The 13,127-nt window shown below is 44.0% G+C and carries 17 protein-coding genes; 9 read left to right on the top strand and 8 right to left on the bottom strand.

The window, feature by feature from the left end; all coding sequences use genetic code 11:
- Nucleotides 1-91 precede the first annotated feature (91 nt).
- Both L0992_07035 and L0992_07040 read left to right on the top strand, forming a co-directional pair.
- The gene (locus L0992_07035; GenBank protein ID XGB68431.1) at nt 92-766 is read left to right on the top strand and encodes a response regulator transcription factor; all 675 of its coding nucleotides are present in this window, start codon (nt 92-94) and stop codon (nt 764-766) included.
- Nucleotides 750-2,153 (top strand): HAMP domain-containing histidine kinase, encoded by a 1,404-nt coding sequence (locus tag L0992_07040; protein ID XGB68432.1) that lies wholly within the window; start codon nt 750-752, stop codon nt 2,151-2,153. The genes L0992_07035 and L0992_07040 overlap by 17 nt, the downstream gene beginning before the upstream one ends.
- Before the next feature lie 32 nt (nt 2,154-2,185).
- Here the strand turns inward: L0992_07040 and L0992_07045 are convergent, their stop codons facing one another.
- Nucleotides 2,186-3,010: a DMT family transporter gene (locus L0992_07045; protein XGB68433.1), complete on the bottom strand. Its 825-nt coding sequence runs from the start codon at nt 3,008-3,010 to the stop codon at nt 2,186-2,188.
- A gap of 239 nt (nt 3,011-3,249) precedes the next feature.
- Between L0992_07045 and L0992_07050 the strand changes: the two genes are divergently transcribed.
- Complete coding sequence (locus L0992_07050; protein ID XGB68434.1) at nt 3,250-3,696, top strand: hypothetical protein; 447 nt, start codon at nt 3,250-3,252, stop codon at nt 3,694-3,696.
- Nucleotides 3,693-3,890, top strand: a complete 198-nt coding sequence (nqrM, locus tag L0992_07055; protein ID XGB68435.1) for a (Na+)-NQR maturation NqrM — start codon at nt 3,693-3,695, stop codon at nt 3,888-3,890. Before L0992_07050 ends, nqrM begins: the two co-directional genes overlap by 4 nt.
- A 43-nt stretch (nt 3,891-3,933) precedes the next feature.
- Here the strand turns inward: nqrM and L0992_07060 are convergent, their stop codons facing one another.
- Nucleotides 3,934-4,212 carry a DUF134 domain-containing protein gene (locus L0992_07060; protein XGB68436.1) on the bottom strand — a complete coding sequence of 93 codons (279 nt, stop codon included), beginning with the start codon at nt 4,210-4,212 and terminating at the stop codon, nt 3,934-3,936.
- 44 nt (nt 4,213-4,256) lie between these two features.
- Between L0992_07060 and L0992_07065 the strand changes: the two genes are divergently transcribed.
- Nucleotides 4,257-4,706 (top strand): PaaI family thioesterase, encoded by a 450-nt coding sequence (locus tag L0992_07065; protein ID XGB68437.1) that lies wholly within the window; start codon nt 4,257-4,259, stop codon nt 4,704-4,706.
- A gap of 185 nt (nt 4,707-4,891) precedes the next feature.
- Nucleotides 4,892-5,983, top strand: a complete 1,092-nt coding sequence (locus L0992_07070; GenBank protein ID XGB68438.1) for a transporter substrate-binding domain-containing protein — start codon at nt 4,892-4,894, stop codon at nt 5,981-5,983.
- 41 nt (nt 5,984-6,024) lie between these two features.
- On the opposite strand, the gene L0992_07075 is transcribed toward L0992_07070, so the two are convergent.
- Nucleotides 6,025-6,228 carry a hypothetical protein gene (locus L0992_07075; protein ID XGB68439.1) on the bottom strand — a complete coding sequence of 68 codons (204 nt, stop codon included), beginning with the start codon at nt 6,226-6,228 and terminating at the stop codon, nt 6,025-6,027.
- Between the two features lie 367 nt (nt 6,229-6,595).
- Between L0992_07075 and pnuC the strand changes: the two genes are divergently transcribed.
- The 3 genes from pnuC to L0992_07090 all read left to right on the top strand — a co-directional run bounded on the left by pnuC (nt 6,596) and on the right by L0992_07090 (nt 8,875).
- Complete coding sequence (gene pnuC, locus L0992_07080; GenBank protein XGB68440.1) at nt 6,596-7,330, top strand: nicotinamide riboside transporter PnuC; 735 nt, start codon at nt 6,596-6,598, stop codon at nt 7,328-7,330.
- A gap of 8 nt (nt 7,331-7,338) precedes the next feature.
- A complete protein-coding gene (locus L0992_07085) occupies nt 7,339-8,067 on the top strand; it encodes a nucleoside phosphorylase (GenBank protein ID XGB68441.1) in 729 nt (242 codons plus the stop codon).
- A gap of 127 nt (nt 8,068-8,194) precedes the next feature.
- Nucleotides 8,195-8,875, top strand: a complete 681-nt coding sequence (locus L0992_07090; protein XGB68442.1) for a Crp/Fnr family transcriptional regulator — start codon at nt 8,195-8,197, stop codon at nt 8,873-8,875.
- Nucleotides 8,876-8,920: 45 nt separating this feature from the next.
- Here L0992_07090 and L0992_07095 read toward each other — a convergent pair whose 3' ends face one another.
- The 5 genes from L0992_07095 to L0992_07115 form a co-directional block, all read right to left on the bottom strand.
- Complete coding sequence (locus tag L0992_07095; GenBank protein ID XGB68443.1) at nt 8,921-9,835, bottom strand: VirK/YbjX family protein; 915 nt, start codon at nt 9,833-9,835, stop codon at nt 8,921-8,923.
- Between the two features lie 322 nt (nt 9,836-10,157).
- The gene (locus tag L0992_07100) at nt 10,158-10,304 is read right to left on the bottom strand and encodes a hypothetical protein (protein ID XGB68444.1); all 147 of its coding nucleotides are present in this window, start codon (nt 10,302-10,304) and stop codon (nt 10,158-10,160) included.
- A gap of 27 nt (nt 10,305-10,331) precedes the next feature.
- Entirely contained in the window at nt 10,332-10,607 is a 276-nt protein-coding gene (locus L0992_07105) for an HU family DNA-binding protein (protein ID XGB68445.1), read from the bottom strand.
- 352 nt (nt 10,608-10,959) lie between these two features.
- The gene (locus L0992_07110) at nt 10,960-11,655 is read right to left on the bottom strand and encodes an MFS transporter (protein ID XGB68446.1); all 696 of its coding nucleotides are present in this window, start codon (nt 11,653-11,655) and stop codon (nt 10,960-10,962) included.
- Nucleotides 11,656-11,809: 154 nt separating this feature from the next.
- Entirely contained in the window at nt 11,810-13,054 is a 1,245-nt protein-coding gene (locus L0992_07115) for an NADH:flavin oxidoreductase/NADH oxidase family protein (GenBank protein ID XGB68447.1), read from the bottom strand.
- Nucleotides 13,055-13,127 lie beyond the last annotated feature (73 nt).

Below are 13,127 nucleotides of genomic sequence, written 5' to 3' on the forward strand. Positions count from 1 at the left end.
CGAACATTACAAAGTTGCAATGTTGGTTATATTCGAGAAAGGATATTGATAGAGTGTGTTTAGACCACGGCTAACAGATAAACGGACGTTAATGAAAATACTATTGATTGAGGATGACATTCATATCGCAAAATTTTTGGTGAACGGTTTTCAGCAAGAAGGGATAACGGTGACCCACTCAGCGGATGGTGTTGATGGATTACACGAGGCCGTAACTGGAGAATGCGACGTGATCATTCTCGATATCATGTTACCGAAGAAAGATGGATTTGAAGTGCTTGCCGAGCTGCGAGGGCAGGGCTACGCGACGCCCGTCATCATATTAAGTGCCAAGCACTCGGTGGAAGAGCGTGTGCAAGGGCTGCAGTCCGGGGTTGATGATTATTTGGTGAAGCCTTTTGCATTTCCTGAGTTACTCGCTCGTTGCCAAACCTTGGTGCGTCGAGGTAAGCAGCCGACATCTCAACCATTAGAACTGCATTATGGTCCCCTAAGTCTAGACCTTCTAAAGCACACGCTACAAAGAGATCAACAAACGATCACCATCAATCAACGTGAGTTTATGTTGATGAAGCTACTGCTGGAAAACCCAGAGTCAGTGATGTCGAAAACGGCGATTCTTGAGCATGTTTGGGGACATCAGTTTGATCCGCAAACCAACGTGGTGGATGTGCTCGTGTGCCGACTTCGCAGCAAAGTCGATAAAGGTTTTTCTAAGCCACTGATTCACACACTTCGAGGTGTTGGTTATGTCCTCAAGTCGTAATATTGAACAGGCGCTAGCCAAAACGCAGAGACATTTGTTGGTTCGTTTTATGTCGACTTTGCTGTTCTGCTTACTGCTGGTGGAGTTGATTGTCGGGGCTATCTTCTTTTTCGATCTCTATCAAACCGAGAAGAAGATCCTTACGTCGATGTCTACTGAGTATCAACGTATTCTGACTTATGATTCGAGCGAACGTTTGATCCATGTGTTGGAAGCCAACCCTCATCGTTTACTTGAAAACAACATTGCCGCTTATAAGGTTGAGAAGGGCGTTTCATCTGAGGGAACATTCATTGCGGGAACTCAACACCTATCAGCAACAGAGCCTTTTTCCAGCTATCAAATTGATGATAACCGTTCGTGGCTAGAGAGCTTCATCTTAAGTCCTTATATGTCGTTATCTATTGAAGGAGAGCAGTTTGATTTCTGGCTCGTTTTGGATAACCGATCGAGGGACTATATTGCTTACAATCAATGGCTAATGACTTTGTATGCCTTGCTTGCACTTGTGGCGGTTACTGCGGTGTTTACTCGTAAAATCATTCACAGTGCGATGTCGCCACTGATTACTTTTGGCGATCTTCTCGATAAGTTGAAAAAAGGGCAGTTAGAACTTCCCAGCACTAGCACTCAAAAAGAAACCGAATCTGAAGCGCAGCAAGGTCTTAACGTCATCAGTTCCAGTGTTCACACGGCGGTTGCGAAATTGCAACATGTGACGATAACCTTGAATACGACCGTCGATGCGATTGCTCATGATATTCGAACCCCTTTATCTCGTATTACTTTGGCGTCTCAAACCGCATTGCTGAACAACGCCGATGAGCAAGCGATGAAAGATGCATTGGCAGACTGTTCTGAACACGCAATGCAGGCAAGTAATATGCTAACCGCTTTGATGAAGCTGAACGATGAACTGACTGGCAAGCGAATACGCCAGAAAGTATCGACTCAGTTATCAGATGTAATTGGTAATGTGGTGAGCTGGTATGAAGATGTGGCAGAGGATAAACAAATCGAGCTGGTGTTTGAAGGTGAGCGTGACCTTATTGTTCAGTCCGATCCCGATAAATTGACTCAGGTTTTGGTTAATCTTGTTGATAACGCGATTAAGTACACAGAGCCCGAAGGAAAAGTGACGGTCAAAGTTGAGCAAACTACAGAGGGCAAGGTCGCGATAAGCGTTCAAGATACTGGTGTTGGCATAGAGCCAAAATATCAGGATCTGATTTTTGAGCGGCTTTACCGAGTCGACAGCAGCCGAAGTAACGTTGAGGGATATGGTCTTGGGTTATCTTTGGCGCTTGCTATGGTCGACAATCTTGAAGGCAATTTGAACGTGACATCTGAGCTAGGTGTGGGGAGCACCTTCACGCTTACGCTTTGATAAGCGGGATTGAAGGTTGTCGTTTTTATTGACTACGAAGGACGACGACCTTTGTAAGTAACGAGTAGGTTACCGATCAGCATCACCACACCACCAATGATTAGCGCGAAGGTCAGTGGTTCGTCATAAAGCACAATTCCGACTACTGCGATAACAGGTAGCCTGAAAAAGTCGAGTATCATCACCAGAGTAACTTCTGCGTTCTTCATGGCTTTGGTCAAACAATAATGAGCGGAGAGTGCAGATAGGGCGACGAATAACAACCAAGCCGACTCTAGTGTTGAAGGTGTTTTCCATACTTGCCAAGACAGAATCAAGCCGATCGGCAGTTGGATTAAACACATGTAAAACAGGATAGTCAGCGGAGCCTCGGTGCTGGCTAATGATTTGGTGGACGTATGCGCGACCGCGTAACAAAATGCCGCGCACAACACGACAATAGCTCCGGCATTCATGACATCTTGAGTCGGTTGAACAATGATGACAACGCCGAGTAACCCTAATGCGATAGCCATCATTTTCTTTAGTGTGAGGCTTTCACCCAGAAAGAGGCTCGCTAATAGAGCTGTCCAAAGTGGGACGGTAAATTCAAGCGCAAACACTTCCGAAAGGGGAAGTAATCCAATTCCAACAAACCAACCAAACTGCCCTCCAAAGTGAAAGACATTACGCAGGCTATGCAAGCGGAGTCGCTTTGTCGAAAATAGTTCCTTTTGCTTAGACACATTGATCAGTAATGACACGACACACAATCCAATGATGCTTCGTACTAACAACACTTGATAAGTACTGATATTACCGCTGAGCTCTCGTGCTCCGATGGCCATCAAACTGAATGACATCAGTGTGCCTATCATCCAAAGAATCGTTGATGAGATAGTGATTTCCTTATCGTGCGTATCAGGTTTCCATACTGAGTGATTGTGCAGAGTTTAACCGCTGCATTCAATTGAAACCTATTGTTTAATCAGGTTTCGCATACTTGCTATCAAGATCTCTACAAACGGTAAATCTAATTTTTCACACGATAGTTATTGGCATATGCCAATAATGAGGCGTATTCTGAACTCCTGATCATCAATAACAGGAAGTTACCATGTTATACGCAGTACCTTGCCGCGACCTTCATGTCGGCAACCACTTTGCTCGTTCTCCGGAGATAGCTATTGTCGATGAGCGACAACAAATCAAGCATCTTATCCCATTGGTTGAGTCCGATAGCCCGTGCAATAAGAAGAAGCAATGGTTGTCTGTCGTTAAATCTTACGATGTGCAGGCTGTGGTAGTTAGACACATTGGCAAGAAGATGTTGGCGCACTTGTTCAACAACGATATTCGTGTATTTGCGTCTAAAGGAAAGGCGGAAGTGGCGACTTTGGACTTCAACAACCTGCAAGAAGTGATTGATCTTGATTATGGTCGAGAGTCACGAAATAGCGGGTGCAACAAGAAAACGTGCGGCGAGAGAGGGCACAAGAAAGAAACGTCGATTCTCACGCCCCAGTTGAACCGGTTTAGTGTTATTCGAGGTGCCCGAAAATGACCTTCTTACTCACACTAGTGGCTTTTGTTGGAGTGGTTGCGTTAATGGCAATAGGCGTGATTTTTTCACGTAAGCCGATTAAAGGCAGTTGTGGAGGGCTCGCGCAGTTAGACATCGAGCGCGAATGCAATTGCAAGGATGTGTGCGAAGGACAAAGCCGAAAGCTGTATCAGATTACTGAGCCATCACATTAGTGTTCTTTGAGAGCCTTTCGACAAGCAAAGTTAAAGCTTCGGACTATGAGCCTTGAATCACTAATGCATGGCCGTTGACGATGCACTTAGCGACTTTGGTCCGTGCTCGTTTAATGATGTTGCCGAACGTTTGGCGAGACACCTGCATTTGCTCGGCGGCTTCAAGTTGGTTCAGACCTTCTTGATCGGCCAGCCGAAGTGCTTCCAACTCTTCCAATAGCAGATCTTCTTTCTGAAGCTCATCCATAGGAACACCATTGGGCTTGAAGCAAGAGTAAGCCGCACGGGTACATAACTGGCGATGTTTTTTTGGTCGAGCCATATCAACCTCTAAGAATCTAAGGGTAAAAAGGAATAAGGGAAAGTATGAAGGTTTTTATTCCTCACAATCATCGCCGTTGCCAAGTGTGCAGCCAAGGTTTTTTCGCAGACAGCCCCATTTGTTTTGAAGCCATTGGCGTGCATGAAGCTTTAACTAAATATGAAGCTAAACCTAAGTATGAAACTTTAATTAAGTATGAAGCTTTCGCAAAGATTGTACCAACAGATAAAGTCGAGGGCTACGATGGCATCATGCAGGGCGGTATTGTCACTACATTGCACGACAGCGCGATGCTGCATTGTTTGTTCCAAAACAGTATCAGTGCGATGACGGTGAGTTTAACGTCTCGTTTTCATCATCCAATCGCCATTGGTCAAGAGTTGGAAGTTCGCGCTCAATGGGTCAAAAGCAGACGCAATATTCACTTCTTAGAGAGCAAAATTATTCAGAATGGGAAGCTTTGTTCATCGGCACAAAGCCAGTTTATGTCTTAGGTTTACAGCCCAATATTTTGCAGAATAATTAGGGTTCTCTATAGTTAAAGTAACAACTATTAAAGCTAGGGTAGCATTGAATTTATCATAAACTCTTTTCACTTCTGAGGACGCTAAGGTGTGTTCGCTAGGCGAGCCTTTGCACTCGATTCAATTCATCGCTGCCTTTTTCTGGAGGGCTGCTGATGCAAAAATTCTTCAAATCGACATTTCGATACTGTGCTCTTTCAATCGTTTTACTTTTTCCATTTTTCAGCACTTTTGCTTCGTCTGCTCCGCTTAAAGTTGGCGTTTACCCTTGTCCTCCTTTTGTTATTGGCTCTATGGATAATGAGTGGGATGGACTCAGCATTGAGCTTTGGAAGAAGATCGCCCAAGACATGGGCGTTGAGTTCGCGGTAGAAAATCACCCTCTCGATGATTTACTCAGCTCGATAGAAACGGGGCAAATCGACATTGGTGTCTCTTGCATCTCAATCACGCCAGAACGTGAACTGTTCGCTGATTTCTCACATTCATTCTACGAAACTCACCTTGCTATCGCAGTGAAGAAGAAAGGCTACCTAGAGGCGTTACATTCGATATTCTTGAACCCTGCGTTGTGGCTCATTATTGGAGTGGTCGTCTTTGTCGCCGGGGCTATTGGCGCATTCTTCTATGCCTTGGAACATGGAGAAAACGAAAAGCTCTACTCCATGAAAAGCCGCACGGGGCGTTGGCTAGAGAGTTTTATTCTCGGTTTGCTTTTTATTACCCGAGGTCCCTTTAATTACTTTGAATTTAAGAGCTTAACAGGGCGAATTGCGACGGTGTTCATTGGTGTGTTCAGCATGCTTTTTATTGCAAGTATTACCGCTGTGTTGGCGAGTAAACTCACGCTTAGCCAAGGATCTTCACAGATCAAAGGAATCAATGATCTAGCGAATGTAAAAGTAGGTGCCAAGGTCGCGACTACGTCCTCGCTGTTACTGACTAGCTTTGGTATCAGACACGAAAACTACATCGATATGCCAAGGCTTTTGGTTGCGCTAGAGGAAGGGGAGGTAGATGCCATTGTAGCCGATGATGTGGTGCTCAAATATATGATCGGTAACGGTAGAATGAGCGGCCAATTTGAAGATTTAGAGGTGCTGCCGTATCAGCTAGAGAAACAAAACTACGGTTTCATCATCACGGAAAATAACCCGTATGAAGAAGAGATAAACCGCGCACTGCTGCAAATTCGAGAATCTAGGAAGTGGCGTAAAATCTTAGTCGAATACTTTGCGGATAAGTAACCGACACTAGTGACAAGCTTGAGCTTTGTGGGTATTTACCGTTACAGCTGGTCAGAACTTGAAGCTTTGTTTTTCTTGAAGTATTTGAACCCTGTCCAAACGGCATAAGCCGCAACACCAACGATAAGCGCAGAGCGAAGGAGGATGGGCGCGTCATGCTCAAGTTGGCTAACGTGCGGCACAATACTGGCGAACAATCGGCTGGTGAACAGCAGTCCCATAACTAACATAATAACTTTATTCATGTGACCAGCCTTTCAATGAGATGCGTTATACAGAACAGTTATTGGCGGGTTACGCTATTAACGCGACCAAGAACGGTTCTGCTTGGAAATAAAAGCATGCGCTTCTCAAGCCTAACCGTCAACGCGATATCGGTCTAAAGCCAGTAAGCTAAAATTTCGTTTTTGGAAGTGGATTGTTCTGTAGTGGTAACTTGATTTTTGAACCAGTTAGGGGGAGCCACAGTCTCTATGGGGAATTTTATTTTCCTGATTATTATTCTGATTTATGATCGCATGCAATCTTAGGGGGACAAATGTCCTCCTTTTTGTTTCTGTCGGCGCAATAAGATAGGTGCTACTAAAAAAACAAATAATAAAGGACATCCCTATGGACCTATTAGCCCTACTTGATATCAACAATACCCTAGTTAACATCCCAATAGGAGATGGCTATGCAATGAGCTGGATCGAAGCATTCGGCACTGTATTTGGCCTGTTGTGTATTTGGTTTGCAAGCCAAGAGAAAACCATTAACTACTTGTTCGGATTGCTGAATGTCACCTTATTTGCGGTTATCTTTTTTCAAATTCAGTTATATGGACTTTTACTTCTTCAACTCTTTTTCTTCTGTGCCAACATTTACGGTTGGTACGCATGGACACGACCTAATGAGCAAGGTGAAACACTAGAAGTTCGTTGGTTGAGCCAAAATAAGCTCGTAGCAACGGCTGCAGCGTGTGCGATTTCGATTGCTTTGCTAACTATGTACATCGACCCATTCTTCTTTGCGCTAGCAAACATTGCAGTTGATAGCCTGAATCTATTTGGTGCGGATTTAGCTGAGCCAGTACTTGAGCCGGATGCGTTCCCATTCTGGGATGCGACAATGACCATTCTATCGATCGTTGCTCAAGTTCTTATGACACGAAAGTATGTTGAAAACTGGATACTTTGGATTGTGATTAACATTATCAGTGTTGGTATTTACGCGACGCAGGGCGTTTACGCAATGTCTGTCCAATACGCTATTTTGATGTTTATTGCGGCGAACGGTACTCGTGAGTGGGCTCGTACAGCTAAACGTAACAGTGATAAACCAGTGACTCAAGCAACGGTTTCTTAGGAGTTAAAATGGCAAAGCAACCTCATATTGGCGTTGATGAAACGCAAATTGCCCCGTTAGTCATTGTTTGTGGTGAGCCAGATAGAGCGAATCGCATTGCGAATTTACTTGAGCATGCTGAGTTGGTCTCTGAAAACCGTGAATATCGAATTTTTACTGGTACTTATCAAGGCAAAGCAATATCGGTTTGTAGTACGGGCATTGGCGCACCTTCTATGATTATTGCGGTTGAAGAGCTTAAGTTTTGTGGCGCGACTCATATCGTAAGAGTCGGCTCTGCGGGTGCGATGCAATCACACATCGGGCTTGGCGAATTGATTGTTGCAGAGGGTGCAGTTCGTGATGAGGGTGGTTCTGCAGCTTACGTAAAACCGTCGTATCCGGCTTATGCGAGCTTCTCTCTGCTGAAAGAGTTAGATGGGTTCTTGCAGCAGCAATCGACACCTTACTATTTAGGAACGGTTCGCTCACACGACAGCTTTTATACGGATGACGAACAGTCGCTTTGTCAGTACTGGAACGGCAAAGGTATATTAGGTGCAGACATGGAAACATCGGCATTGTTTACTGTCGGTCGCTTGAGAGGCGTTAACGTAGCTTCCATCCTGAACAATGTTGTTTTGTACGAACAAGATGTAAAAGACGGTGTTGGACAGTATGTCGATGAAGCCCAAGTGATGATGCAAGGCGAACGACTTGCGTCACTAGCGGCATTAGAAGCCTTGATTGCTCAATAAAGCTTGAACAAACTACTGATAAAAGCGATGGGAGACCGTCGCTTTTTTTATTGTTCTCTGTATTGGTTTAAGCCGCTACAATCGCTAATAACATCAACAGCAGTTTATGCAATGAGAGACAGTCAGTATGAAGGTCGCACCATACTCAAGCGGACGTTTTAAAAATTACCTAGAACAGAAAAGCTCTGAATTCAAAGCTCTCATTTACCAACACCAAGTCAGTTCGCGCTATTTTGACAAGAATGATGAAATTCTGCGCCAAGGTGAACAGCTTCAACACCTCTATGTTGTGCCAGCTGGGAGGGTATCCATGAGTATCTCTGCAGCTAACGGGCGACGCTTTCAGTTAGGAGAGGTGAGCTGCGACTATCATATCTTTGGTGAGATGGAGTTCTTCACTCAAACACCTTGCCAATGGAATGTAGTGGCAGATGAACACATGCAGGTTGATGTTATTTGTATCCAGAAACTATCAGAAGCATTACATGATAAGCCGGAGATGATGTTCTTTTTCGCCTCAGCGTTGGCCGAAGATTATCAAGACTCGATGGGCATTTACACCAATCGTCTTTTACATTCGATTACCTACAACATTGCCTACGATTTGCTGGTGCAAAGCCAGACCAATACCGTGTTAGGCGGGTTCGATAAAGTGAATCAAGAAGCGGAACGTTTTGGCACATCGAGCAGGGTGTACCGCAGAGCAGTCAAAGACTTATTCGATAAAGGCTTTATCAAGAAAGGGCAACAAGGGTTGGAGATTATCGACCAGCAAGAACTGAAAGCCTTTATTGATTCTTATGAGTGAATAAAAGGCCCCGCGATTGCGAGGCCTCGGTTCTGTTCTATTAAATCAGCTCGCTTTTGCTAGTTGCATTGGTGGCACATAAGAACCGTTAGTGTGCTGACTGAATACGTTATGTAGGTCTTGTTCATATAGATCTAGCCAAGCATAGCGCTCACGATATAGTTTTCGTTTCTGACGTTTAAGTACCTCAAGATCTTTCCTTGTTGACTGGATGGGTAGAGCATAAAAACATTTGTTATGTTGCTGACCTTCGTGCTCTTCCCATAAGCTATTGTATTTAAGACTTATCTCTTTTCCTTTTTTCCCATAGCGCGAAGCGTTGTATACATGTCCGGTTTCGTTGACTGCATAGATGTGATTCACACCTAAACTGGTCGCCATTAATCGAAGGGTTTCGACCATAAAGGACTTTGGTCTTAAACCATAAAATGCCTTTGTGAATGCACGGCTGAACCCATTGTCATTTGCTCCGCCTTGAACGCCACCAATGTAGATATCATTGTTAAAAACAGAGAATGATATGGTGTACATCTTGTTCAACATGGAATCAGTAAGGGAGAGAGTAAGCTCGCCTTCTTTTCTCGAATTTCTTTCAAAGCTCAGGTTTAGCAAGTAGGTTTGCTCGCCGATTTCTAGCTCTAGAAGGTTAAGCCTTTCGTTATATATTTGATGGCGAGCTTCTGTTGTGAACTTTTCTTCGAACCAATCATAATGCTTTGATAGTATTTCGATTTTTTCTTTTTTACTGAAGTCAGTGCACAAGTAAGGGGTGACAAACTTAGATAGGAAATTTGGCTGCTTTTTGAATAAGAGCTTTCTCTCGGCAGAGCTGAAATTCTCATTCATTTTTTTAGTATCTGAATAATAAAACAGTGCACGAGCAGCGAACTTAATTATCGCTTTGTACTTTCCCTTATTCTTATGGACATTAGCGTCAATCCCCATGCGAACTACATTCATAATCACCTCAACGAAGAAGCACAACACAAACACATCAGTGCCGCGAACAGCTTCCTTTCTTCTCACAAATAACAAGGGAGATGATGATAATGAAAAGTGTCTTTTGGGTATGTATGGGTATGTATAGCAATGTAATTGAGTCAGTTACTTAGTGCTCAGAACTTATTCAATCTTCTATTAATAATCACATCGGATTGATAGGAATAATGGGGGGAGGAGTCGGTTAATTCTAAATAAACAATGCCACTGCAGGGTTGCAGTGGCATTTGAACGCTAACAATCTATTACTTTGCTCAAGCCTAAACTTTAGTTCTTATATAAACTATAGTTCTAACAGTTTCGCCAATTCGCGTTCTTCGAGAAGCTCTTCAATGCGTTGACGAGCCTTCGGCCCTTCGGCTTGTGCTTTCGTTGACTTGCCTGCTTTCTTACTGCGACTGGTTTTCGCTTTTTCCTTTGGCGTAGTCATCGTAACTTTCCTTGTTGTTTTGCTGTGTTAAAGGTTGCATGCCTCTTTTAAAGCTTTACCTGCTTTAAATGCTGGCGTCTTTGATGCTGAAATTTGAATCTCTTCTCCAGTTCGTGGGTTACGACCTGTGCGTGCAGCACGAGTGTTTACTTTAAAACTGCCAAATCCAAGGATGGACACATCATCACCGTTTGCAAGCGTTGTTGAAATACCTTCAACGAGAGCATTTAGCGCTGAGCCTGCTTGGTCTTTTGAGATGTCTGCAGAAGTCGCGATGTGTTCAACTAATTGAGATTTGTTCATAATCTATATTCCTTATGAGTACGGCTGGCGTCTACCTTTAGCACCTAGCTGATGTGATCTTATCAATCGCAACTGAAATAATGTCAGTGATTGGGTAGGGCTTTGTAAAGTAACCAACAAAATCGACTATAAAAGCATCTGCCGGTTCAATCAATGGAATTCATTGATTATTATGGATTTAAAGTCAGTTACTCACGCAAACTTAAGAAAAATGGCCTCAAATTTTAGATGTAATTCATTTAATCAATCAAAGGTAATGCCTAACAGGCGCCTTGGTGCGAGTGCGAAAACAAAAAAGCCCAGCTTGTGTGCTGGGCTTTTAGTATGCGTTTTTGTACGAAATCAGTAACAGTTACTTAGTGATAAATATCTGCTCTGTTTCTAGCGATGTCATGTCACGAACCTGACGCCAGATGTAGTAGAAGATGCCGAGCATCATAAGCAGGCTTGGGATAGCGATCGCTGGGTAGCTGTAAAGTGTCAGTTTACCAAGCTCTTCATTGAAAGCTGCAGTGCCAGCAGGGCTGGTTACAATCCAAGTCGCAAGGAAGTAGTTCATCGCAGATGAGAAAGCGAATGTGCTAGCGAACATGTAGTTTGATGTCATTAGGCAACGGTCAAACTTAGCTTGATTACCAAACTGTCTTAAACGCTCTTCAATCAGAGAGATGTTTAACAGTGCAGGCGTGAAGATCACTTTTTGGATAAATGGGTAGCGAGTAAAGGTAGAACCAAGTACCGCCAAGCCGATTAAGCCCGGGATTAGTGCTTCTTTTAGTGCTAACCAACGCGTGTCCAATTCGAAGAAACCAATGCCGCCGGTTAAAAGTACGCTGACAAAGCCAAGCGCGGCGATGAAGTTAAATTTCTTGTTGCGGATAAGCTCCATACCGCCGTAAGCGATAGGGAAGGCGAGTGCGACAAGCAGAGCTAAGCCAGTTCCGAGATGCTCTTCTCCACTGAACTTCATTAGGATGAATGAAGGAAGAAAGACGTTAAAAACGACTTCGAAAAGAGGGCTCGATTTTTTGTTTTCTGTATTACTCATAATTTCTAAATACATTATGTTATGGATTTATTCTCAGGGATTGTTGTTTACCTCGCCCAAGATGTAAAGCCTTAAGGGTCCATGCTATGTAACGACATGTGACACCAACGGCATATTTTTGAATGTCAGGTTCCCTATTTGCCTGAATAAAGTGTTATGCCCTACGTTTTTTGAAGGCGTGCCAACCTGCACTCAAAATCGTTTTAATCACTACGCCAAGAGCACTCAGTTTCGGATCTGCGTTTTTACCTGCGGCAATTCGCCACATTTGATGCTCGTACCAAACTAATCCAACCATGGCTACTTTATCCAGTGCCGGTTTGCCTGTGGTTGGCACATCTAATGGCATTCCATGGCTTGGATTTTCAATGAGTTTGTTTGGAAAGTCAGGATCTACCGCCATGGTACGGGCAATACCAATAAAGTCGGTAGCGGATGTTTGCAACGCTTCGTTCATTGCTGGGGCGGTTCTAAAGCCACCAGTCACCACCAAAGGAGTGCTAACCAGTTTTCTTACTTTGACCATGTAATCCAAGAAATACGCTTCACGTTTCGCTGTGCTGGCTTTAACGGGTTCGTTTTTGTTCTTAGAACCCATCATCGACGGGCTCTCATAAGTGCCACCTGAGATTTCAATCAGGTCGACGCCTTCACGGCTAAGCGCTTGAACGACGTGCATTGACTCTGCTTCGGTAAAGCCACCTTTCATGAAGTCTGCGCTGTTGAGTTTTATCCCGACAGGAAAACCTTCACCAACTTCTGCACGAATGGAGCGATACAGTTCGAGCACGAAGCGAAGTCGGTTATCTAACGAACCGCCCCATTTATCATTTCTCTGGTTGTGTCTTGAAGATAAAAATTGGCTGACAAGGTAGCCATGAGCACCGTGAATTTGTACGCCAGTAAAGCCGGCTTGTTTTGCCAGTTTAGCGCTTAAGGCAAACTTGCCAATCACTTCATGGATTTCTGAATCAGTCAGTGCTCGCGGGGTATTGAAGCCTTTCTCTAGTCCGCGTTCTAATGAGATAGCAGAAGGAGCGACGGGTTTATCGCATAGGAATTTGGGGATCTGTTTTCCTGGGTGGTTTAACTGCATCCAAATCTGTGAGCCATTTTGCTTACCAGCACTTGCCCAAGCTTGAAACTGAGTGAGGTCACTGCGTTCATCCAAAACTACGTTCTTTGGTTCACCCAGTGCGTTCCTATCAACCATCACGTTTCCCGTCATAGACAAACCAATCCCACCTTTTGCCCAACGTTGGTACAAGGTCGCTAGTCCAGCTTTAGGGTTATGTTGTTTGTCGCCAAGTTGTTCGCTCATTGCTGATTTAAACAGGCGGTTTTTGATGACTTGACCATTAGAAAGAGTAAACGGTTCGCTGAGGCTAATAGGTTGCATAGATAAGAGTTCGGATGTGCATTATAGATGGCTCTAGTATGTCTTATTTTGTCGAACGTTCCGAATCATTTGA

Origin of the sequence: Vibrio pomeroyi (assembly GCA_041879425.1) — a bacterium.
GTDB classification, from domain to species: Bacteria; Pseudomonadota; Gammaproteobacteria; order Enterobacterales; family Vibrionaceae; genus Vibrio; species Vibrio pomeroyi_A.